The 23,715-nt window shown below is 66.3% G+C and carries 15 protein-coding genes; 6 read left to right on the forward strand and 9 right to left on the reverse strand.

Features of this window, described 5'->3' with window-relative positions:
* Window positions 1-9: 9 nt before the first annotated feature.
* The 6 genes from NMD1_RS02985 to NMD1_RS03010 all read right to left on the reverse strand — a co-directional run bounded on the left by NMD1_RS02985 (window position 10) and on the right by NMD1_RS03010 (window position 9,263).
* On the reverse strand, window positions 10-945 hold the full coding sequence (locus NMD1_RS02985; protein WP_125953565.1) for an alpha/beta hydrolase: 936 nt from the start codon (window positions 943-945) through the stop codon (window positions 10-12).
* 34 nt (window positions 946-979) lie between these two features.
* Entirely contained in the window at window positions 980-2,458 is a 1,479-nt protein-coding gene (gene glpK / locus NMD1_RS02990) for a glycerol kinase GlpK (protein ID WP_125953566.1), read from the reverse strand.
* Window positions 2,458-4,017, reverse strand: a complete 1,560-nt coding sequence (glpD, locus tag NMD1_RS02995; RefSeq protein ID WP_125953567.1) for a glycerol-3-phosphate dehydrogenase — start codon at window positions 4,015-4,017, stop codon at window positions 2,458-2,460. Before glpD ends, glpK begins: the two co-directional genes overlap by 1 nt.
* Before the next feature lie 67 nt (window positions 4,018-4,084).
* Entirely contained in the window at window positions 4,085-4,990 is a 906-nt protein-coding gene (locus NMD1_RS03000; RefSeq protein WP_125953568.1) for a sugar kinase, read from the reverse strand.
* Window positions 4,991-6,886 carry a glycoside hydrolase family 2 protein gene (locus NMD1_RS03005; protein ID WP_125953569.1) on the reverse strand — a complete coding sequence of 632 codons (1,896 nt, stop codon included), beginning with the start codon at window positions 6,884-6,886 and terminating at the stop codon, window positions 4,991-4,993. It lies immediately after the preceding gene.
* A gap of 103 nt (window positions 6,887-6,989) precedes the next feature.
* Complete coding sequence (locus NMD1_RS03010) at window positions 6,990-9,263, reverse strand: TonB-dependent receptor (RefSeq protein WP_124810420.1); 2,274 nt, start codon at window positions 9,261-9,263, stop codon at window positions 6,990-6,992.
* Between the two features lie 176 nt (window positions 9,264-9,439).
* Here NMD1_RS03010 and NMD1_RS03015 point away from each other — a divergent pair, with 176 nt between their 5' ends.
* On the forward strand, window positions 9,440-9,622 hold the full coding sequence (locus NMD1_RS03015; protein ID WP_233497314.1) for a hypothetical protein: 183 nt from the start codon (window positions 9,440-9,442) through the stop codon (window positions 9,620-9,622).
* Between the two features lie 23 nt (window positions 9,623-9,645).
* Here NMD1_RS03015 and NMD1_RS03020 read toward each other — a convergent pair whose 3' ends face one another.
* Window positions 9,646-10,086 (reverse strand): RidA family protein, encoded by a 441-nt coding sequence (locus NMD1_RS03020; RefSeq protein ID WP_125953571.1) that lies wholly within the window; start codon window positions 10,084-10,086, stop codon window positions 9,646-9,648.
* Window positions 10,087-10,445: 359 nt separating this feature from the next.
* On the opposite strand from NMD1_RS03020, the gene NMD1_RS03025 reads away from it, so the two are divergent.
* A complete protein-coding gene (locus NMD1_RS03025) occupies window positions 10,446-15,041 on the forward strand; it encodes an S-layer family protein (RefSeq protein WP_158453874.1) in 4,596 nt (1,531 codons plus the stop codon).
* Window positions 15,042-15,309: 268 nt separating this feature from the next.
* Here NMD1_RS03025 and NMD1_RS03035 read toward each other — a convergent pair whose 3' ends face one another.
* A complete protein-coding gene (locus NMD1_RS03035) occupies window positions 15,310-16,281 on the reverse strand; it encodes a PHB depolymerase family esterase (RefSeq protein ID WP_158453875.1) in 972 nt (323 codons plus the stop codon).
* A gap of 89 nt (window positions 16,282-16,370) precedes the next feature.
* Window positions 16,371-16,973, reverse strand: a complete 603-nt coding sequence (locus NMD1_RS03040) for a TetR/AcrR family transcriptional regulator (protein ID WP_124810424.1) — start codon at window positions 16,971-16,973, stop codon at window positions 16,371-16,373.
* A 168-nt stretch (window positions 16,974-17,141) separates the two neighbouring features.
* Between NMD1_RS03040 and NMD1_RS03045 the strand changes: the two genes are divergently transcribed.
* The 4 genes from NMD1_RS03045 (at window position 17,142) to NMD1_RS03060 (ending at window position 23,693) form a co-directional block, all read left to right on the forward strand.
* Window positions 17,142-19,328 carry a TonB-dependent receptor gene (locus tag NMD1_RS03045; protein ID WP_233497315.1) on the forward strand — a complete coding sequence of 729 codons (2,187 nt, stop codon included), beginning with the start codon at window positions 17,142-17,144 and terminating at the stop codon, window positions 19,326-19,328.
* Between the two features lie 323 nt (window positions 19,329-19,651).
* On the forward strand, window positions 19,652-21,298 hold the full coding sequence (locus tag NMD1_RS03050) for a PQQ-binding-like beta-propeller repeat protein (RefSeq protein WP_375600786.1): 1,647 nt from the start codon (window positions 19,652-19,654) through the stop codon (window positions 21,296-21,298).
* Window positions 21,295-22,122, forward strand: coding sequence for a hypothetical protein (locus tag NMD1_RS03055; protein WP_125953576.1), 828 nt, complete (start codon window positions 21,295-21,297; stop codon window positions 22,120-22,122). The genes NMD1_RS03050 and NMD1_RS03055 overlap by 4 nt, the downstream gene beginning before the upstream one ends.
* Window positions 22,119-23,693 (forward strand): long-chain-fatty-acid--CoA ligase, encoded by a 1,575-nt coding sequence (locus NMD1_RS03060; RefSeq protein WP_125953577.1) that lies wholly within the window; start codon window positions 22,119-22,121, stop codon window positions 23,691-23,693. Before NMD1_RS03055 ends, NMD1_RS03060 begins: the two co-directional genes overlap by 4 nt.
* Window positions 23,694-23,715: the final 22 nt, after the last annotated feature.

Raw genomic sequence — 23,715 nt, forward strand, 5'->3', positions numbered from 1 at the left:
GCGCGGATTCTACGGCACGATCTTCATCGCCTTGAGCCACAACGCGTATTGCGCGAACCAGGCATCGCTGGTGGTGCCGTTGGGCTGCGAGGCGAAGCCGTGGCCGCCGCCGCTGTAGAGGTGGAATTCCACGGATGCGCCGGATTTGCGCCAGCCGTCGATCAGGCCGAGATCGTCCTTGCCGAAGAAACGGTCGTCCATCGCCAGCGCCGCGAACAGCGGCGGCGCATGCGGCGGGACAGGTCCGGTCTTGGTCGGACCATAGATCAACCCCGCGAAATCGGGCCGGGCGTCGGCTGCATTGGCCTGAAGCATCGCCAGCGTCGTCATCGCGCCGGCCGAAAAGCCCAGCAGGCCCACGCGGCGCGGATCTACATGCCATTCCTGCGCCCGCGCGCGCACCGTGCGCAAGGCGGACTGCGCATCGGCCACCGCATAGGGCAGATCCTGCAGGATATCGATCGGCGGTCCCTTGCCGGCAAACGTGCTGGCCAGCGCGTCGCGGAATCCGTCGATGCTGTCGGGCAGAACCAGCGTGCGGTACTTCAGGATGAACACGCGCACGCCCAGCTTGCCGAGCCGTTCGGCCACGCCATAGCCTTCGTTGTCCATCGACAGGAACTCGAAGCCGCCACCCGGAACGAGAATCACCGCCGGTTGATCGCCTGCCGGCGCGACCCCCGGGGCGGGAGGGACGACGATCAGTTCCGGCCGGTTGACGTTGTAGACCAGCCGCTGCCCCGGCCCCTGCTGCGCCCAGGCTTCATGGCGCGTTTCCGCACCCTTGGGCGATGGCAGCGTGACCGGCAGGGCGATGCCCTTGCCGTCGGCCGGAATCGCGATGGGTTGCACCTGCTGCACCCAGTCGCCGGGCGCTGCCCGCGCCACACCCGGCAAGGCCAACAGCGCCGGCAGCGCCAGGCAGCAACGATGGAAAACGCGCATCGAGTGTCTCCTTCTCCGGTCCGGCTTGTCCGTCTCAGGCGCTGGTGGCCCGGCGCACCGCCATCTGCCAGCCGCCGATCAGGCCGGCCCGTTCCTCGGCCGCCATCCGCGGCGCGAAACGGACAAGACCATCCGCCCCCGGATCGGCCGACAGCGCATCGGGCCAGGCGCCGGACTGGTGCCCCGCCAGCAGCGCCGCGCCCAGCGCAGTGGTTTCGAGGTTAGCCGGCCGCTCCACCACGATATCGAGAATATTGGCCAGGAACTGGCAGAACCAGTCATTCGCCGCCATGCCGCCATCGACGCGCAGGACGGCGAGCTTGCCCGCCCCGTCCTCCTCCATCGCGGCGACCAGATCGGCCGTCTGGAACGCCACCGATTCCAGCGCGGCGCGCGCGATGTGGGCCGCGCCGGTATCGAAGGTCATGCCGGTCAGCATCCCGCGCGCCTCGGTATGCCAGTGCGGCGCGCCCAGGCCGACGAAGGCCGGCACCATGAAGACGCCGCCGTTATCGGGCAGCCGCGCGGCCATCTCCTGCGTCTGCCGTGCTTCCACGATGATGCCCAGCTTGTCGCGCAGCCACTTGATCGCCGCACCGGCCACGAAGATCGAGCCTTCCATCGCATAACGCGCCTGCCCGCCGACGCGATAGGCAATGGTCGTGAGCAGCCGCGCCCGCGACCGCGCCGCCCTGTCGCCCGTGTTGAGCAGCATGAAGCCGCCCGTGCCATAGGTGATCTTGGCCTGCCCCGGCGCGAAGCAGGACTGTCCGACCAGCGCCGCCTGCTGATCCCCCGCCATGCCGCCGATTGCCACGGGCGTGCCGAGCAGGTCGGTATGGCCGAAGTCCGAGGCGCTGTCGCAGACTTCGGGCAGGACCGCCGCCGGGATGCGGAACAGCGCCAGCAAGTCGGGGCACCAGCGCTGACGGTGAATGTCGTAGAGCAGCGTGCGGCTGGCGTTGGTGACGTCGGTCCTGTGCGAACGCCCTTCGGTCAGGCGCCACAGCAGGAACGTGTCGATCGTGCCGAACGCGAGTTCGCCGGCTTCGGCCGCCGCCCGCGCGCCGGGCACGGTATCGAGCAGCCAGGCCAGCTTCGTCGCCGAGAAATAGGGGTCGAGCAGCAGGCCGGTGCGTTCCTGCACCAGTGGTTCATGCCCCGCATCGCGCAGCACCGCGCAGACTTCGGCGGTGCGCCGGTCCTGCCAGACGATCGCGTTGTGCAGCGGCTTGCCCGTCTTGCGGTCCCACAGCACGGTAGTTTCGCGCTGGTTGGTGACCCCGATCGCCGCGATGTCCGCCGCCGACAGTCCGCCGCGATCCAGCGCCAGCTTCGCGCAGGCCAGCGTATCGCGCCAGATGTCCTCCGCATCGTGTTCGACCCAGCCGGGATGCGGGTAGTGCTGGGGGAATTCCTGCTGCGCGCTGGCGATCACGCGGCGATCCGCGTCGAACACCAGCGCCCGCGTGGACGTGGTGCCCTGATCGAGCGCGAGGATAAGCCCGGCCATTATCCTTCTCCCCCGCTGGCCGCCATCGGCGCGGCGGCCGTTTCGTGCCCCGCGCGCCTTGCTAGATAGCGCGCGAGCCGCTCCGCCGTATCAGAAGGACAGACAAGGCCCAACTTCGTTCGCCGCCACAGGATGTCCTCCGCCGTCCGCGCCCATTCGTGCGCGCACAGATAGTCCACTTCCGCAGCGGTCAGGCCGGCGCCGAAATCCTCGCCCAGCGCGTTCCAGCCCTCCGCACCGCCCAGCCACTCCTCAACGCGCGTACCATAGGCATGGGCCACGCGTTCGGCCGTGTCTGCCGGCAGGAACGGCCAGCGCGCGTGCACGGTTTGGAGGAAGGCATCGAAGTTGCCTCCGGGCAAGTCACCACCCGGCAACGGCCCCGCGCCCGTCCATGCCGGCCCCATCGCCGGCAGGAACGGGGCCAGCTTTTCCAGCGCGTGTTCCGCCAGCCGGCGATAGGTCGTCAGCTTGCCGCCGAACACGCTCAGCAGTTGCGGTCCTTCCTCGCGCCCCAGCTTGAGCACATAGTCGCGCGTGATCGCCTTGGCGTCGTCGCCGCCATCGTCGTACAGCGGGCGGACGCCCGAATAAGTCGAAACCACGTCGGCCGGCGCAACCTGCCGCTCGAAGTATTCGCTAACCGTGCGACAGAGGTATTCGGTTTCCTCGGCGCTGATCCTGGGCCGTGCGCGCTCGGCCTCGTCCACCAGCACATCCGTCGTGCCGACCAGCGTGAAACGCTTCTGGTACGGGATGGTGAAGACGATGCGCCCGTCCGGATTCTGCAAGATGAAGGCGTGATCGCCCTTGTAGAGCGGCGGCACGATGATGTGACTGCCCTTGACCAGCCGGATACCGCCCTCATGCGCCACGCCACCGATGCCGTGGAGCAGGCTGCCCGCCCACGGGCCGGCGGCGTTGACGAGGGCGCGCGCCTGCACGGTGGAAACGACGCCGCCGGCTTCCTCGCGCAGATCCACCTGCCACAGGCCGTTTTCCACCCGCGCCCCGGTCATGGCCACGCCCGTCCGGATCGTCGCCCCGCGCGCGGCGGCGTCCATGGCGTTGAGCACGACCATCCGCGCATCGTCCACCCAGGCATCGGAATAGGCGAAGCCGCTGGTCAGGCCGGGTTTGAGCCCATCGCTCCAGCGCGGATCGCGCAGCGATACCCCTTCGGACTTAGGCAGACTCTGCTTGCCGCCGATGTGGTCGTAGAGCCACAGCCCGATGCGGATCATCCAGCCGGGCCGGCCGCCCTTCGGCCGTGGCAGCACGAAGCGCAGCGGCCAGATGATGTGCGGGGCGATCCGCAGCAGGCGTTCGCGCTCCTGCAACGCTTCGCGCACCAGACGGAATTCGTAGTATTCGAGGTAGCGTAGCCCGCCGTGGATCAGCTTCGTGCTGGCCGACGAGGTGTGCGACGCGAGATCCTCGCGCTCCACCAGCAGGACGTTCAGCCCGCGCCCCGCCGCATCGCGCGCGATGCCGGCGCCGTTGATGCCGCCACCTACGACAACGATGTCATAGACCGGCGATGCGCTTGTTTTCGTCATTTCAGGCGATCCTGTTCCCGGAAGCTGCGCGGAGCGCCCGGAGGCGTAATGGTGCGGGAATGCCGCGTCAATTGGGCACCGGGGATGCAAACGTATCCGCCGGGATCGCGCCCGGGCGCATGATCGTCCAGCCGGCAAGCGCGTGGCCGGCGCGCGCGGCGGCACGCGGATCGGCACCGCGCATCCGCTCCGCCAGATAGCCCCCGTTGAACGCATCGCCCGCGCCGCTGGTATCGACCGGATCGAGCACGGCGTCAGGCGCAATGACCGTCGCATCGGGCAGCAGGCATCCCGCCTCGCCCAGCTTGACCACGGTTTCCCTGCACCCCGCTGCCTGCCAATGCGCCAACACCGCCGATGCAGAACTTGCGCCCCCCATGGCGATCTCGTCGTCCAGCGTCGGCAGGCCGATATCCGCCACCGCGATCGCGCTGTCGCGCGCAGCGCGCGCTTCTGCCGCATCGTGCCACAATCGGGGCCGGTAGTTCCCGTCGAACGAGACTTTGCCACCGCGCCCGCGCACCCGACGGGCCAGTGCCAGCAGAGTCTCCCGCGCGTCAGCCGGCAGGATCGCCAGCGTGATCAGCGAGAAATGAACGAGGTCTGCCCGTTCGATCTGTTCCAGCGCCGCCGCCGCACCGGGCAGCGCAAACATCTCGCGCGCGGCGCTGGTATCGCGCCAATAGGCGAAACTGCGTTCTCCCTGCGCGTCGGTGCTGATCGCGTAAAGGCCCGTCTGGCGTGAGGGATGCGCCAGCACCAGCGAGCAATCGAGCCGTTCCGCCGCCCAGCGATGCCGCAAGTCATCCGCGAAGGGATCGCTGCCCAGCGCGGTGAAATAGCCCACGTCATGCCCGGCGCGCGCCAGATGGATCGCGGTATTCAGCGTGTCTCCGCCATAGCCCAGCACCCAGCCCTCGCCCAGCCGCGAGAGTTCGAGCATGGCTTCGCCCACGCATACGATCCGGGCCATTCAGCGTCCTGCCTGATCTTTGGCCTGATAATAGTGCGCCAGGACGTCGAACGCCATCTTGTGCTGGCCCGTTTCCGAAATCAGGCCCTTGCGATTCCAGCCTTGCTGGAAATCGGGGTTCTGCCGGCGGGGCGAACGGAAATCCTTGAGAATCCAGGGGGACATGCCGCGCAACGTGGGCAGGCTGTCCGCCATGGCCAGCGTCTTGCGGTAATATTCCGCCTGGAACTCCTCGGAAAACTTCTGGCCGGCGCCGCCATCGTGGAAGCCGGCCTTGGCATCGGCACCGAATTCGGAAAAGACCAGCGGCTTGTTCGCCGGCACGTGCCACACGCTGCCCGGCAGATCGGCCAGCCGGTCACTGGTGTACCAGCCGTTGTAGGTGTTGATAGCCATGACATCGAGGACATCGGCGAGCGGATCGGCCAGCGTCATCGTCGGCACGGCCGCATCCTTCGCGCGATCGACCAGCAGCGCCGCACTGACCAGCCGCGTATCGTCCAGCCGGCGCACATCGCTGACCAGCGTGCGCAGGAACACGTTGCGCGCGTCCGTCACCGGCGTTTCGTTGGCGACGCTCCAGATCGCCACCGAGGCGCGGTTGCGATCGCGCAGGATGTTTTCGGCCAGCATGTTGCGCGCCGTGGCCAGCGTCTGCGGGTTCGACCACGCGACCATCCAGTAGACCGGCACCTCGCTCCACACGAGCAGACCCATCTCGTCGGCCACGCGTGTCATCACTTCGCTGTGCGGATAGTGGGCGAGCCGCACGTAATTGCCGTGGAGCCCGTTCTTGACCTCGCCCAGCAAGGCCCGCGCCGCATCGGGCGTGATAACACGCGCCGGATTAGCGCCGATTTCCTCCTCGTGCACCGAGATGCCGCGCAGGAACACAGGCTTGCCGTTGAGCAGGATGTCCGCCCCGCGCGTCTCGATCGTGCGGAAGCCAACGCGGTCGCGCCAGGTGTCCTCGCCCGCCGTGATCGTCACGTCATAAAGCCGGGGCGTTTCGGGCGACCAGCGCACCAGCGCGCGCGGCGCGGCCATGGTGGCGCGCCAGTCGCCATGCGCGTCGGTCTTGCCGGCGAGTTCCAGCTTCAATTCGCCGATGCGCAGGCGGACCGCGCTGTTCGCGGCTTGCGGGCCGTCAAGATGCGCGCTGACCGTGATCCGTCCATCGCGCGTCAGCCGCACCCACGCATCGTCCACGTAAGTGTCGGGCGTGGTGATCAGGCGGATCGGGCGCGTTACACCGCCATAGTTCTCCCAGTCGGTCACCGGGGGTGGCACGGTGATGGCGGTCGCCTGCGAATCCACGCCGATCGTCACCTGGTTCGCGCCATCGCGCAGCAGCTTCGTCACATCGAAGGCAAAGGGGGTGAAACCGCCTTCGTGCCGGCCCACGGGCTGGCCGTTGACATAGACCGTGGTGGTGTAGTTAGCCGCGCCGAAGCGCAGGAACGTGCGCCCCTTGCGCTGCGCGGGCACATCGAACGTGCGCTGATACCAGACAAGGCCCTGATAGTGGCGCATCTCCGGCGTCTGCGCCAGCCACGAGCCCGGAAGCGCGGCGGTGGGCGAATGCGCCATGTCGAATTCGTAGAGCGTGCGGTTGTCCTCGGCCATGGCCTTGCGGACGTCGACATCGGCATAGCGCTGCTGGCCACGCTCGGGCATCTCGCCGTGGAAACCGGCGATCCCCGCACGATAGGGATCGATCGAATAGTGCCACGGGCCGGAAAGATCGGTGCCCTGGCGCATGTCAGCCGAAACGAGCAGCGGCCCGTTCTGCACGGTGTTGAGCGGGAGGACCGCCGGAGCCTCCTGCGCCATGGCCGGCACGGCACATCCCAGCGCCGCCACGATCAATCCCGCTTTTACCCGAACCTGCCGCATGTCCTGCTCCCGCACTTGCCGCTCGATACGTCTATGGGCGATCCGGAAGGGGTGGTGGGGGCTGAGGGACGCCCCCACCGGTGCGACCGGAGGACCCGGATCGTCAGAAATTGACGCCGAAGCGCACACCGCCATAGCGGCGATAGTCACGCGGCAGCACCGCCTGCGTCGCCAGCACCGTGCCAAAGTTGCTGGCGGTGTTGACCAGCGAGCCGTAGTACTGCTTGTCGAACAGGTTGTTGATGAACCCGGTCAGTTCCCAGCGGCGATCCTCGGCGCGCAGCCCCAGCGCGATATTGACGATCGAATAGGCCGGCTGGAACGTCTGCGGGTCTTCCGCCACGAAGTAGAGGCTGCTCTGGTACTGCCAGTTGAGCTGGGCCACGCCGCGCAGGGTGTCGGTCAGCGCCGGGCTGTACTCGGTGCCCAGCGCGAACTTCCACTTCGGCGCCTGCACGGCGCGCGCGCCGGTCAGGTTCTGGTAGTTGGGCGAACCGCTGATGCAGCCCGTCGCGGCCGTCTGCAGCGGATAGCACTGCGCGGTGGGGTACGAGAGGTACTTCGCGTCGAGATAGGCCAGCGACCAGTTGAGCGAAAGATCGCCCGTGCGCGCCGAGGTATCGAGTTCGACGCCCTTGGTGCCCAGCTTGCCGACGTTGGTCAGGCGGAAGTTCTGCGTGCCGCCGATCGTTTCGATCGATTGCGCCTGCAGGTTCTTGTAGGTCGTGTCGAAGTAGGTGAGGTTCACCGTCACGTGCCGGTCGAGGAACTGCATGCGTGCACCCACCTCGATATCGCGCGAGCGTTCGGGCAGCAGCGGGCCGGCCGCCGCACGCGCCGCATTGAAGCCGGTGGTGAGGTCGTAGGTCTGACCCTTGTAACCGGTCGAATAGGTCGCGAACACCATCAAGTCGGGCGTGAATTCATAGCGCGCGCTGATCCGGTAGGTGCCGGCCGTCTTCGAGGCGCCACCACTGAAGAACTGGCTGCCGGCTGCCGCCAGGTTGTCCTGGAAGGTGTAGGCGATCTTTTCGTTCTGCACCCGGCCGCCCGCCGTCAGCGTGGCCTTGGGCATGAATTCCCAGTCCGCCTGCACGAAGCCGGCAACCTGGCGCGACTTGGACGTGGCATACCAGTTGGCGGGCGAGAAGGCGGGGCCGCGATAAAACGGCCGCTCGAACCGAACATCGGCATAGTAGGCGCCGACCGTGTAGCGGAACGGCTTGTCGCCGGGCGAGAGCAGGCGGACTTCCTGCGTGAACAGCCGCGATTTGAACGCGCCGACCTGGATGTTGCTGCCGATGGGCAGCGTCGAGGAGGTATCATCGTGATCGAGGTAGTCGTTCAGGCGGAACTTGTCATAGGACGTGATCGAGATCAGCGTCAGGTCGCCCAGCCCGAATTCGCCGCGCAGCGAACCACCGCCGCCGTAATACTTGGTGCGGGAATCGTAGTTGTTGCTGATGTCCTGGTTTTCGGGGTTCACGTTCACGCCGGGCATCGTCACGCCCACGGTCTGGCCGGCGGTGTTGCGCAGCAGCGCGCCGGGCGCCATGCGGATGAACGGACGGCCAACGGTAGTGGTGCCGTTCACGTAGTTGCCCGAAAGCGTGATCTTGACGTCGGAGCTGGGCTCGTAACGGATCTTGCCGCGCAGATTCACCGTTTCGCGACCGTTCACGGTCTTGCCGTTATACAGGTTGTGGACGTTGCCATCCCACTTCGAATAGCTGGCCGAGAGCACATAGCCGAGATCCTGCGCAAGCGGTCCGGAGATGCTCACGTTGCCGCCCACTTCGGAATCGGTGGTGGCCAGGATATTGGCGCGGGCGTGGAAGGTGTCGGTCGGCTCACGCGTGATGATGTTGATCAGACCCGCCGAGGCCGACTTGCCGTAAAGCGTGCTCTGAGGCCCGCGCAGCACTTCGATGCGCTCCACGTCGGGCAGGTCGGTGAAGGCGCGGGCCTGGAAGGCCAGCGGCACTTCGTCGACCAGTACGGCCACGCTCGGCTCCACGCCGATGCCGAAGGCGAAGGTGCCGACGCCGCGCAGCGAGACGTTGGCGTTGGCGGGATGCTCGGCCGGACGGATCGTCAGCGAAGGCGCGATCTTGCCCAGATCCTGGAACTGCGTGACGCCGGCGGCCTTGAGCTGGGTCGGCCCGACCACCGAAACGGCGAGCGGAACGCTCTGCACGTTTTCCGCGCGCTTCTGGGCGGTGACAATAATCTCGCCGGGTGCGGCGGAATCAGCCCCGGAATCGGACTTCGCAGATGCCTGGTCCTGCGCCGCGTTCTGCGCAATGGCCGGCTGCGCCAACGCTGCCGTCGCGGCAGCCAGCGCACCGAGGCAAACGGAATTGCGGAAACAGGTCATCTCCATTCTCCCTGGAAGTAGAAGCACGGGTTCTTCGCCCGTGAAGCATCGGCCTCCTACCAAATGGCCTGACCAGATACAATACTTCCTGCGCAGAATCTGACAAATTTGGTCATTCCTCCTGATGGGAATTGGCCAATTTTGTAAGTAAAATCCTGATTATAAAAGGTATTTTTATGGACCCGCTCCACGCGAAGATCATCCTGCGTGACACGCGGGTGACGGCCTCCTGTCAGGCATGGCGTCCGAAAAATCTGTTCACCGCCGGGAATGACCGTTCACCCGTACATCAGTGCATCGCGATTCCCGTAATTGGCCTGTCCAATATTCCGCAGGCCAAAGTTGGGCGCTTCCGTTGAGACGCGGCGTCCGCTGAAACCGGTTACTTGCCGCGAAAAGTAGCCCAGCATTCGACTTCGGTTACCGCCCCCATGGCGAGCCCGTTCACGCCAAGCGCGCTCCGGGCCGGGAGCCGGCCGGGCTTGAAGTAAGACAGATATATCCGGTTGAACGCGCTCCACTGGCTCATGTCGGCAAGATAGACGGTGCATTTAAACACATCGTCCGTGGTGAGACCTTCGCGCGCCAGCGTGGCGACAATGTTGTCCATCGTCTGGCGCACCTGCGCATCGAAGCCCTGCACCAGCTTCCCGTCCGGCCCCGTTCCGATCTCGCCCGAAAGATACAGGACGCCATCGACCTCCACCGCCTTGGAAAACGGAAAGCCCTCCGTCGCCGGCACATGGCGGGCGGGCGGGGCATCGGCGGTGGCCATCGGCGCGAGCAGGCTCAACCCCATCGCGTGCATTATGAAACGGCGCATTGCAGCTTCCCTATTTTCGCGGGCCAAGGGATGCCCGCACGGCGGAAGCGCACCCTATCCGCACGCTCCGTTCGCCGCCAGCGCTCATCGCGGGGCCTTGGAACACCTCGTCAAGCGTATGACCGAACGCGCGTGCAATGCGGCGCCGGCTTCCGACGACGGGTAATGGAGAAGTCCCGATTTCCCCAGATCGCCACGGGCGCTGGACAGTGGAATACCGCCAACAATTATCCCTCACGGAAATCCATAAGTGTTTTCCTTTATACGTCCGTAATTTTGATGGATATTTTACCATCGTAGATAGCCGTTGCTTTCAAAATGCCACTTAAACTGGCGCGTCGATCATGAAAGGGCGGCGAATGACGTTTCCGAGAAAGGCTGAATCCTTTGGATTGGCGCTACTCATTTCCAGCGCCATTGTTCCGCCCCACGCGGCGATAGCCCAAACGGCGGGCAGCCTGGACCTGTTCCCCGACGGCACCTTGAACGGGTGGACGACGGCCGGCGGTGCGTCTGTCACGAACGCCACGGTAACCCTGAATCTGGGCGGATCGCCTTTCACGCTGACACCGGCGCCGGGCGAATCCATGGCCGTGATCCAGCCTCAACTCAGTCTGGCGACAATCGATACCATCGATACCGCGCTGGGGCTCAATCCGGGCTCGATGCTGGCGGTTACCGGCACCGGCAATGTCGTGATCAATGGCGTGGGCGCCAATCTGACGACCACGAACTACGCCTATATCACCAAGCAGCTTTCCCTGACGCAGGGCTCCTACACGTTCTATTGGGCTTATGCCGCGCAGGATTACCTTCCCTTTACGGACGGTGTGTTCTTTTCGATCGCGGGCAACGGCCTCAACACGGTCGACCTGCTGGCCCGCAACGGCGCTGCGGGAATCACGGCGGGGTCCACCGGCTACCCCACGAACACCGTCATTCTGCAAAGCTATGGCAGCACGACCTTTATCGCCCAGACCTTCACGATCGCCAGCGACGGCACATATCAACTGGGGTTCGGCGATTTCAACGCGATCGATACCGCGCTCGATCCCATACTCTTCGTGGCATCGAAGCTGGGGACGACCACGGGCACCGTCGTGATCACCAACCCGCCCGCACCTCCCGCCATTCCCGACATCGACACGGCGGTCAGCTATTACAGTTCCACTGATCTGGCCAACAACGCCGTCCACCCCGTCTTCGCCGGCGGAACGCTCAAGATCGTCTCGGGCGGAACGATCGGCAACAATTTCACCGTGCAATCGCTGGGCGGGGCCATCAATACCGATGGCAACGCCACCACCCTGACCGGAACGCTGAGCGGTTCGGGATCGCTGGTGAAGCGGGGCGCCGGCACGCTGCAGCTGATGGCCAACAACAGCGGCTTCTCGGGCGATCTCTATGTCAATGGCGGCACCCTGGCACTGGGAGATACCGGTGCCGCGGGGACGGGCGTGATCCACGCCGTGGACCCGACCATCGCCTTTGCCGCAGGCGGCACCTACGCGAACAATGTTTCTCTCGACGTGGCGTCGCCCGCCAGTGCCGACCCGACCGTGTTCCAGAACACGTCCGGGAACGTGGTCACCCTTTCCGGCGCGATCACCACCGGCACGGGCAACAACATCAATGGCGATGCGATCGCCGCCAACCAGCACGTGACCTTTTCGAGCGGGGCTTTCGCGCTGACCAATGCCGGCAACAATTGGACCGGCGATACGACCATCACCAGCGACGCGGCACTCGCCCTTTCCGGCGGAGCGTCGATCGCGCATTCCGCACGTCTGGTGGACAACGGTATTTTCGACATTTCCGCAGTAGCCGGTGAATCGTCGGTTGCCTCGCTGGCGGGCAGCGGCGTCGTCACGCTGGGCGACAATACGCTGACGATCACCCACGCCAACGATACGTTCGCTGGCACGATCGCCGGAGCCGGGGGTCTGGTGCTGGGAGCAGGAGCGCAAACACTATCGGGCGCGAACAGCTACACCGGTGGCACGGTCGTGAGCAACGGCACGCTGGCGCTGGCGGGCGACGGCACGCTGGGTGACACGAGCGGCACCACCACCGTCATCGGCGATGGCACGCTCGATCTTGGCGGTACCAGCCAGGTCCAGAACGGCGGCGTCACACTCGCCGGCGGGGCGATTGAGAACGGCACGCTTTCCTCCTCCGGCACCTTCGCGCTGCAGGGCGGCACGGTCATTGCTGCGTTGGCCGGTACCGGCAGCGTGAACCAGTCCAGCGGCACGACCACGCTTTCCGGCGCGAACAGCTATACCGGCGGCACCGTCGTCGATGGCGGCACGCTGGCGCTGGCCGACGACGGCACCCTGGGTGACACGGGCGGAAGCACCACCGTCAACACCGATGGCACGCTTGACCTCGGCGGCACCAGCCAGACCCAGAACGGCGGCGTCACGCTGGCCGGCGGCACGATCCAGAACGGCGTGCTGTCCTCCTCCGGCACCTTCGCCCTACAAGGTGGCACGGTCAGCGCGGCGCTGGCGGGCACCGGCAGCGTCAACCAGTCCAGCGGCACGACCACGCTATCCGGCGCGAACAGCTACACCGGCGGCACCGTCGTCGATGGCGGCACGCTGGCGCTGGCGGGCAACGGCACGCTGGGCGACGCGAGCGGCAACACCATCATCAACGTCGACGGCAAGCTTGACCTTGGCGGCACCAGCCAGACACAGAACGGCGGCGTTACGTTGGCCGGCGGCGCGATTGAGAACGGCACGCTTTCCTCCTCCGGCACCTTCGCGCTGCAGGGCGGCGCGGTCAACGCCACGCTGGCGGGTACCGGCAGCGTCAACCAGTCCAGCGGCACGACCACGCTGTCGCGCGCGAACAGCTACACCGGCGGCACCGTCGTCAGCGGCGGCACGCTCGCTCTGGCGGGTTCCGGGGCGGTCGCTTCTTCCTCTCTGACGGTCGACGGGACGTTCGATATTTCGGGCATCGCGGATCAGGGGACCAGCGTGGTCGATCTCGAAGGATCGGGCTCGGTCTTGCTGGGAAGCAAGGCGCTGACCGTCTCGGCCGGAACCGGCACCTTTTCGGGCGTCCTATCCGGAGCGGGACAGTTCAGCCTGAGCGGCGGCACGCTGACGCTCACCGGCGCCAACAGCTACAGCGGCGGCACCACGATCACAGGCGGCACGCTGAAAGGCACGAGCACTTCGCTCCAGGGGCCGATCCTGAACAACGGCGCGCTCGAATTCATCCAGACGACCGACGGAACCTATGCCGGATCGATCACCGGAACCGGCACCCTTGCCAAATCGGGCAGCGGCTCGCTCGTCCTGTCGGGAACCAGCGCGATCCAGAGTGCGACCACCATTTCCGCCGGGCGGCTGGCGGTCAACGGCACGCTGGCAACCGGCGGTCTGTCCGTGGCCAGCGGCGCCGTGCTGAGCGGTTCGGGCACGATCTCCATGGCCGGCAACGGCATTCTGGCGATCGCCAACGGCGCCACGCTGGCACCTGGCAATTCCCCGGGCACCCTGATCGTGAACGGTTCCGCCACGCTGGCATCGGGGGCCACCATGGCCGTCGACATCGACGGGGCCAGCTGGTCCGCCGCCGGTGGCGCGGGTAGTTATGACCGGCTGGTGGTGAATGGCACGGTGACGCTGGGCGGCACGGTCGTCCCCACGCTGCGCGGGATCACCGGTTCCGCCACGAACAGCTATACGCCGGCACTGGGCAGCCGCTACACCATCGTCTCGGCGACGGCGGTGAAGGGCACGTTCGACACCGTCATCCAGCCCGCCCGCGGTCTGGCGGCGAACACCCGCTTCGATGCGCTCTACACCGATACCACCGCGCAGCTGATCGTGACTCCCGTGAGCTTCGGCACGCTGGGCACGAACAGCGGGTGGAACAGCAATACCCGGGCCACGGCCGTTGCGCTCGACAGCCTGCGCGGCAATGCCGCGAACGGCAACCTGTTCAACAGTCTCTATGGGCTTGATGCGGCGGGCTATGAACGGGCCTTTTCGCAGATCAGCGGCCAGATCTATGCCGATGCGCTGCAGGGCTATGCCAGCGCGGCCAATACCGCCCTGGGCACCGTTCGCGATCAACTGAATCAGGGGGGCTACGTCGGAGCGCGCGGCGAGCAGGGCGTCCAGCTGTGGACGCGCTACATCAACAGCCATGAGGCGCCGGGCGACAGCGCGCGGGGCAACGGCAATTCGGCAACGACGCGCGGCTTCATCGCCGGCGCCACGCTGGTCAACACGCCGCGCCTGCGCTTTGGCGTGGCGGGCGGCTACGCCCATACCCGGATCAACACCGGACTCGGGGCGGAAGCCAGCGGCGCGGGAGCGGTCGGTTACCTCTACGGCCGCTATGCACCAGCGGCTTTCGTCGATCTCTCCGCGATTGGCGGGTTTGCTTCCGGCACGATGAACACCAGCCGGACCATCGCCACCGCCCGTGATACCGTGCGGGCCAGCGGAAACGCGCGTGTCACCGTGGCGCAACTGGCGGTCGATGCACGGCTGCGGGCGGTGCAGGCCGGCGGATTTGCGGCCTATGCGCTGGCCGGGGTGCAGCTTGGCAACGCGTCCTCCGGGCAGGTCAGCGAAACCGCATCGAACAACGCCTTCGCCCTGACCCTGCCCCACAGCGGCTGGAATACGCTGGACAGCCGCCTGGGCGGCCAGGTGGTGCAGACGTTCGCGTCCGCCAGGCTTTCCGCTTATGGAACCTGGCTGACCCAGCTTGGCGATGCGCCAACGGCCACGCGCACGTCGGTCCTTAACGGCGCGGCATGGACGGTGCAGAGCACCGGACTGACAAAGAACGGCATGGCCTATGGCGCGGCCGCCAGCGCAAATCTGGCGCACAACCTGTCGATCCAGGCCAGCTACGATGGCGTGGACCGTGGCAAGGGCTATCACAACCACCGGGTATCGGCCGGCGTCAGCTTCGCGTTCTGACGCTAGGGTCAAGACCCCTTACTGGCGCGGTCGAAGTTTGAGGCAAAATGGCCCGGCGCAAGGAGGAGGGGCGCAGGAATATGTCGATATTTCAAGTCCCTCCGACGCAGCGCTGGGCCATTTTGGCCAAATCCCTGCGGGACGTCCAAATGGCTTCCATCTCGAACCGAAAGGCGCTTGCAAAGGCAACCAGCCTTCGCGGCGCGCCTTTCGGCCCGATATGTTCGCCATTTGGACGCCTCGATCGCGCCAGTAACGGGTCCTGACCCTAGCGCCGGTGAACCTTGAAGAAATCCCAGATCACCTCGGTGGCATTGATCTGCGTGTAAGGATCGTTCCCGAGCATCCCCCGGCTACGGGTATCGCCCGGCCAGCCATGACCGGCGCTTGCCAGGCTGTAGAACAGCACTTCCGATCCACCGGAGCATCCTGAGGATCGCGCGCTGGTCACATCGCCGCCCGTGGTGACGGCCGGCGCGGCGCGGCAGCCATCCGCATCCCGCCAGAACGCAACGGTGCGCTCCACCGGGAGGAACGGTGCGGATTGGGCGCGTGCAACAAAACTGGTCGGGCTCATGCCCCCGTCATAGCCGACGACATTGTCCTTCCTGCCATGCATGATCAGCATCGGAACCGGCGTCGCCGCCGGCTTTTCATCGCCAAACATCGCCCCGGAAACAACGGCGGCGGCGGCGATCCGATCTCCGTGCGCGATCGCGAAGCGATGGGTCAGCATCCCGCCGTTGGAAAAGCCGGCCACGTAGATCCGCCGCGTGTCGATACCGCCCTTGCGCGTAATGTCATCGACCACGGCATTGACGAAGGCCACGTCATCCAGTCCGCTGGTCATGGCCTCGCCACAGCAGCCGCCGGCATTCCAGGTTCCCATGCCCTGCATACGGCCCACGCCATCGGGCGCCGCGACGACCAGCCCCTCGGACCGCGCCTTGTCGGCCCAACGTGGCAGCATCGTACTGCCATTGCCGCCGCCGCCGTGCAGCACGATCACAAGCGGAGCAGGAGTGCCGCCCTTGTGCGCATCGAGCAGCGCATAGCTCCGTTCCCGCCCCGCGAACATCAGCGTCTGGCGCGTGGCGCCATCGACATCCGCAGAGGCTTGCTGTCGCGCCGCGCGCAATTCACGCAGACGTTCGCCAAAGCCGGGGCGTTGCGCAGCGGCGGCGCCGGAAAACAGCGCCATAACCACCAGTCCGCCCGCGATCATCCGATAGCCCGCCATTCGCGTTCTCCTCCTCTCCACCAGCATGTAACCGACGAGTTACACCCCTATCCCGCAGAGTTCAAGGCGGAGCGCCGCCGGGCCGGCAATCAGGGCGCGAGGCCTCGCCAGTAATAGACTGTGGCCCGGACCGAAGACGTGATCCAGGCGAGGAACTGCTCGTCGCGGGCCGGATCGCCGTTCTCCATCCAGCGCACATAGGCATCGAGCAGGAAGGCGGTCACGGATTCGGCCAGGATGCGCACATCGCCCGGCGTGTCGCTGCTTTCCGGCCCCAGGATCGCGGCCTGACGTTCCTCCACACGTCCCACCAGCGCCTGCGTGAGCCGGTCGAAATGAATCCCGAATTCCGGATCGTGCGAGGCGTGCCGCACCAGCAGGCACATCGCGGCAGCATGCGAGCGGGCGACCGCCAGCGTCCGGTGCAATCGCTTGGTCCACCAGTCGACGTCCACGTCGTCGGCGCGCAACAGCGCATCCACGACATCGGACAGCACTTCGTGCACCAGCCGGTCCTTCGATTCGAAGTAGCGATAGAGCACGACCTTCGACACACCCGCGCCCTGCGCCACCTGATCCATGGTCGTCTGGCGCAGGCCCCGCTCGTTCAGCACCGTCGCCGCCGCGAGCAGCAGCGTCTCCCGCCTGCGGGCACGATGCGCGTCCAGCATTTCCGAATAGCTCTGCGTCATCGCGCCACGTTCTCCCGCCGCCGGCCGGATTGCAACCGGGCATCTCCCCTTCCGTCCCGGCGGCGCAAAGCGCAAGCCTATTTACTCACCCGGAACTAGATGTTACTCATGAGTTACAGAGGTGGCGTCAGGATGAATCGCCACCCGTTTCGAGAGAAGGGGATGGAGATGAAAGGTATGGAGCGGCAGGCGCGTGCGTTGAGGGCGGGAAGCGCGCTGGCCATTCTGGCGATCGCGCTGGTTGGCGCACCGGCTTACGCCGAGGATGCGCCGCAGGACGGTTCCGGCGAAATCTTCGTGGTTGCCCGCAAGCGGGCCGAAACGATCGAATCCGTGCCGGTGTCCGTCGGCGTCCTGTCGGACAGCGATCTCAGCCGCCTCGCGATCAAGGACGTTGCCGACTATACGCGACAGACCCCCGGCGCGATTCTGATCGGTTCCGGCCCCGAATATCTCAACGATATCGCCTTGCGCGGCCAGGGCGGCGGACGGCTGGGCTTCTCGGAATCGAGCACCGGCATCTATCGCGACGGCATCTTCGTGGCCGGCGGCGGTTTCGGCGGTCGCAGCTATAGCCGCATCGATTTTCACGACGTCGAACGGGTCGAGGTTTACCGGGGACCGCAGGGCGCGCTTTACGGACGCAACGCGGTGGGCGGGGCGGTCAATGTCATCAGCCGCAAGCCTGTGCTCGATACCGAGGTACGCGGCAAGGTCGGGTACGATTCGGTCAACGAACTGGATACGTCGTTGACGGTGAACGTGCCGATCGGCGGTACCGCCGCGGTTCGCGTGGGCGGTTACTACGTCAACCAGACCGGCGGGTTCTACAAGGACCAGGTAAGCGGCAAGACCATCGACACGTCACGCGACTGGGGCATTCGCGGCGCGATCGGCGTGGGCATCAAGACCGACAGTACCGCGACGCTGATGGTCGAACATTCCCGCTCCGAAGCGCCCGGGTTCACGGCGCTGGGGCAGAACCAGGTGCTCGATCCCGATCCCTTCGTGCGCACCGGGCTCGACGCGGTGGACCGCGTGACGATCAACCAGACGCAGATGATCGGCGAATTCACGCATGATTTCGGGACGAGCGAACTGACGCTGCTGGCGAATTACAAGGGACGCGACGGCGCCCGATCGGGCGCGGATTTCGACCACTACCTCGGCATCCGGCTGCCGACGGCGCAGTTGTACGACGCGCAGGGAGAGGACTTCAAGCGCTACGGCACCGAAGCGCGCTGGGGATCGACCGGAAAGACGGGCTTCACGTGGCTCGGCGGCGTGGATTTCATGACCTACACGTCGAACGTCTATTCGCTGCGCACCGGCACGGTCACCGGCAGCAACGCCACCGCGATCTCGCTCAAGCGCCAGCTTCGCCGGCAGGAATCCCAGGAAACGCTGGATTCGTATTCGGCCTATGGGCAACTGGGCTTCGATCTGACGAGCCAGTTGAAACTCTCGGTCGAAGCGCGTTTCCAGATCGACCGGAAGAACTTCCGGTTCCGCCAGATCGATCTCGATCCGACGACCAACGAAACCATTCCGCTCACCACCTTCCGGCGGACATGGCACCGGTTCCTGCCCACCGCGTCCCTGACCTACACGGTCAATCCCGATCTCACGTTCTATGGCCGCGTCGCGACAGGCTACCGGCCAGGCGGTTTCAACCAGAGCCCCGCGCAGGGCTTCTTCGACCGCGTTCCCTACAATCCCGAAGACATCACGTCGGGCGAAATCGGCGTGAAAGGCCGCTTCCGGATCGGCAGCGCGGTCTTCCGGAGCCAGCTGGCGGTGTACTACAGCGTGACCCGCAACGTGCAACAAACCACCACGCTGTCCGCTACGAACCCCGCCTTCACGCTCGAGAACGTCGGCACCGACGACATCTTCGGCGGCGAGTTCGAACTGAGCGGCACCATTCCGCTGGCGGGCGGACAGCTCGTGACCAGCCTGAATGTCTCGGGCGAGCGCGGTCGCTGGCACGACGGGGCTTCGATCATCAACGCGGGCGCGCTCATCGACCTTGCGGGCAAAACCACGCCCCGCACGCGGGATTACATCATCAATCTCAACGCGATGTACGATCATCCGATCGGCGGCGGGATGGACGCGATGTTCACGGCCAGCTACCAGACCGCCGCCGGAGGGTTCGACGATGCCTCGCTGGCCCGGCCCAGCCAGAACTACTCGATGGTGGATCTTTCGGCCGGCATCAGGACGCCCCACTGGACGCTGATGGGGTATGTGAAGAACCTCACCAACGATTTCTACCGGATCGTGTCGGTGGGCGGGAATTCCTACTACAACACGCCGCGCACTTATGGCGCGACGCTTTCGTTCAACTGGTGAGCCGCGCCGTGGCCGGTTTCGACAGGCGGACGACCATGAAGGGGGCGGGCGCCGTTGCGGCGCTCGCTCTCGCTCCCGGCCTCGCGGCGCGAGTCCGTCCAACGCGCAACGCCGCCGAATGGCCGGTCTATGGGGCGACCAACGCGGCGACGAAGTATTCGCCGCTCGACCAGATCGACGCCTCGAACGTCGCCACGCTGGAAGTGGCGTGGGAATGGACATCACCGGACGCCACCATCCTGGCCGCGCACCCCGAATTGCAGCCCGGCGAATTCCAGGCAACGCCAATCATGGTCGATGGCCGCCTGTTCACCTCCACGGCGATGAGCCAGGTGGCGGCGATCGATCCCGCTTCGGGACGAACGCTGTGGGTTTACGACCCCGGCACCTGGCGGCAAGGCTATCCCACCAGCAAGGGTTTCCAGCATCGTGGCGTGGCCTTCTGGCGCGCGGGGAAAGATGCGCGCGTTCTGATCGCCACGGGCGACAACCGCCTGATCGCGCTCGACGCCGCCAGCGGAACGCCCGTTGCGGGGTTCGGGGAAAAAGGGGAAGTGGACCTGCTCCGCTCCTCGGGAGAGCCGGTTCCCGACGCCCCCGCCCGATTGATCGGCGCAACCTCGCCGCCGGTGATCTGCCGCGACACCGTGATCGTGGGCCAGTACATCAACGACGTGCCGAGCCGTCCGGTCATGCCCGTGGGCGTCATCCAGGGTTTCGACGTGCGCTCGGGGCGCCACAAGTGGACGTTCCGGATGATCCCCCGCGCTGGTGAAGCGGGTGCTGAAACATGGCGCGAAGGCTCGGCCGAACGCACCGGCAACGCCAATGCCTGGGCGCCGATGAGCGCGGACGACGATCTCGGCCTCGTCTATATCCCCGGCACCTGCCCGACCAACAACTTCTTCGGTGGAGACCGGCCCGGCGACAACCTGTTCGGCAACGCGCTGGTGGCCCTCGACGTCGAAACGGGCTTGCGCCGCTGGCACTACCAGCTCGTGCACCACGACATCTGGGACTACGACATTCCCTGCGCCGGCAATCTCATCGACATCATGGTCGAAGGGAAGCGCATCCCCGCCATCGCGCAAGTCACCAAGCAAGGCTTCTGCTTCGTGTTCGATCGCCGCGACGGCAAGCCGGTCTGGCCGATCGAGGAACGGCCGGTGCCGCAATCGACTATCGCGGGCGAACGCACTGCCGCGACGCAGCCCTTCCCCACCAAGCCGCCGCCGTTCGACCGGCAGGGCATCGGCGAAGACGACCTGATCGATTTCACCCCGGCGCTGCGTGACGAGGCCAGGACCATTCTGGCGAAGTATTCCGCCGGGCCACTGTTCACGCCGCTGGGTACGCAGCCGACCATCGTGCTGCCGAGCTGGGTGGGCGGAGCGAACTGGTGGGGCGCCGCCGCCGATCCGGAAACCGGGATGCTCTATGTCCCGTCGCTGACCGCGCCGGTGTCCATGGCGCTGGACGGGGACGGCAAGCGCACCGACGCGGCCGACGGCGACAGCGAGATCGCCGGCCGCGCCAGCGTCGTGCGCGGGCCGGGCGGCCTGCCGCTGCTCAAGCCGCCTTATGGCCGCATCACCGCGATCGATCTCAATCGCGGCGCGATCGCGTGGACCCGCGCCAATGCGCCGGGCGCGCGCGACCTGCCGATGTTCCGGCCCTACAATCCCGGCTGGATCGGCACGACCAGCCGCACCGGTCCGCTGCTGACGCGGACGCTGCTGTTCCTGGGCGAAGGGCCGCACAGCCCGGCGCAGTCGCGCAAGATGCTCTGCGCCTACGACAAGGCGACAGGGGCACTCCGGGCGGAGATCCCGCTACCCGATCACACGCTGGGGCCGCCAATGACCTACATGGCCGGCGGCCGGCAGTTCATCGTGTGCGGCATGGGCTTCCGCAAGGCGCCGCACAGGCTGGTCGCGCTGGCACTGCCCTCAACCAGGAAGGAACCATGATGGCCGACCATCTTTCCCGCCGCCAAGCCATGGCCGGTGGCGCCGCGGTGCTGGCCGCGCTGGCTGTGCCGCAGCCCGCCTTCGCGACCGGCGCGATCAAGCACTACATCCTGATCGAGCTGATGCCAGGAGCCGATCAACTGGCGCTCGACCGCTGGTACATGACCTTTCACGCGCCCCAGGTGCGGCGGGCCTATCAGGCTTGGCAGCGCGATTACCTCTCGTTTCGCGCCTATCTGCCGCCGGAAGAAGCCGTGCGTCGCTTCCATGTCGCGTTCGGGCGCATGACCGAAATCCACTTCGACAGCATCGACGATTTTCGAGAAAGCCGCCGCAACGGTCTCTATGGCGGCGATCTCGCCTCGTTCACCCCGCCGCCGGGGGGCTGGGCCGGCAACCGGCTGTTCCGCAGCACCACCGCGACGATCCCGGTCAATCCGGACACGCTTTACCTGTCGAAACCCACCCCGCCCAGGGACATGCCCTACCTGCGCTGGATCGTGTTCCTGCGCTATCCGACCAATGTTCCGACGGCAGACGCGGATGCCTGGTTCGACAAAGTCGCCGCGCCGGAAATCGTGGCGCGGCCGGGTCTGCGGCGGTTCGGCCTGTACCGCGCGGTCAGCGAACGGTCGGAATATCCCCGCGTGATGGAGCTGTGGTTCGACAGCTATGCCGACTGGCGTGCCGCGTTCCTCGATCCCGAACTCCGGTTCACGCCACCGCCGTGGGGCGGCGCGTTCCCGTTCGCCGACACGCTTTCCATGTTCGTCGGGGAAAATCCCGACATCGATTTCATTCATGACGATCGGGTAGTGCCTTGAATACCTTTGCCGCCGATGCTGTTTCCCATGAGAGCGAAAGCCACCTTCTCGATGATCTGCTGCGCCGTATCGCGGCCAGGCATCCACACGCGCCGGCGCTTGGAGAACGCGAGACGGCAATCGATTTCGCCACGCTCGACGGGCGCGTTCACCGCGTCGCCAACGGTCTCGTCGCTTCCGGCAGCGCGGGCGACCGTATCGCCATCGTCGGGCGCAATTCGGCGCAACAAGTCGAGCTGTTGCTGGGCATCGCCCGCGCCGGGCAAGTGGCCCTGCCCGTCAACTGGCGCCTCGCCGCGCCGGAAATCCGTTATATCCTCGGCCATTCCCGCGCGACGCGCGTCTTCGCGGACCGGGAGTTCGCCGGCATCGTGGCGCAGGCGATGGAGGGAAGGCCGGTGCCGCTCATCGTGCTCGACGAGGCGGGGGCGGAGGGTTTCGCGGCCTGGCGTGACCGCCAGCCGGACACGCCGGTCGAGCGCTCGGGAAGCGCCGAAGACGTGGTGCTCCAGATGTACACCAGCGGCACCACCGGACTGCCGAAGGGCGTGATGCTCACCAACGCGAGCGTCATGGCCTCGATCGCCCTGTTCAGCCGCCCGCCGCTCGATCTCGACACGTCCGACGTGATCTATGCCCCCGCTCCGATGTTCCACATCACCGGGATCGGCCCGGTGCTGCGATCGGTCCAGTCGGGTGCGCGGCTGGTGCTGGCCAGCCAGTTCGTGCCGGACGAGGCGGTGCGCGTGATGGCCCGCGAAGGCGTCACCTATACCACGCTCGCCCCCGCGATGATCCAGGCCTGCCTTGCCGCGCCATCGTTCCGCGACACCGCGCCCACCGCGTTGCGCATGATCGTCTATGGTGGCTCGCCCATTGCCGAATCCGTCCTGCGCGAAGCGCGCGAGCGGATGGGGTGCGCTTTCGCGCAATGCTACGGCCTGACGGAAACCACCGGCCCGGTCACGCTGCTGACGCCGGAGGACCATGCGCCGGGCGCGCAGCGTCTGCTGTCGTGCGGGCGCGCGGCCGACGGAATCGAAATCGCGGTGACCGACACGAACGGCGCACCCATGGCTGCCGGAGAGACGGGCGAGATCGTGGTGCGCGGAGACATCGTCATGTCGGGCTACGCCGATGACCCCGAGGCCACCACGCAGACGATCCGCGCGGGATGGCTGAAAACGGGCGACGCCGGTTACCTGGACGAGGAAGGCTATCTCTTCATCCGTGATCGCGTGAAGGACATGATCGTTTCCGGCGGCGAAAACGTCTATCCGGTGGAAGTCGAGAACGCACTGCTCGATCATCCCGCCATCGCGGACGCGGCCGTCATCGGCGTGCCCGATCCGCGCTGGGGTGAGGCCGTGCTGGCGATGATCGTGCCCGCCTTCGGACATGCCCTGACCACGGACGAGGTTACCGCCTTCTGCCGCGACCGGATCGCCGGATACAAATGTCCGCGGGAATTCCGTTTCATCGACATGGTGCCACGCAACGCCGCCGGCAAGATTTTGCGTCGCGAGTTGCGCGCGCCCTTCTGGGAAGGCCGGGAAAGACAGGTAGGATGAAAAACGGCGATGACGTCCGTCA

The sequence above is a fragment of the Novosphingobium sp. MD-1 genome (genome assembly GCF_001014975.1).
Taxonomy (GTDB): Bacteria; Pseudomonadota; Alphaproteobacteria; order Sphingomonadales; family Sphingomonadaceae; genus Novosphingobium.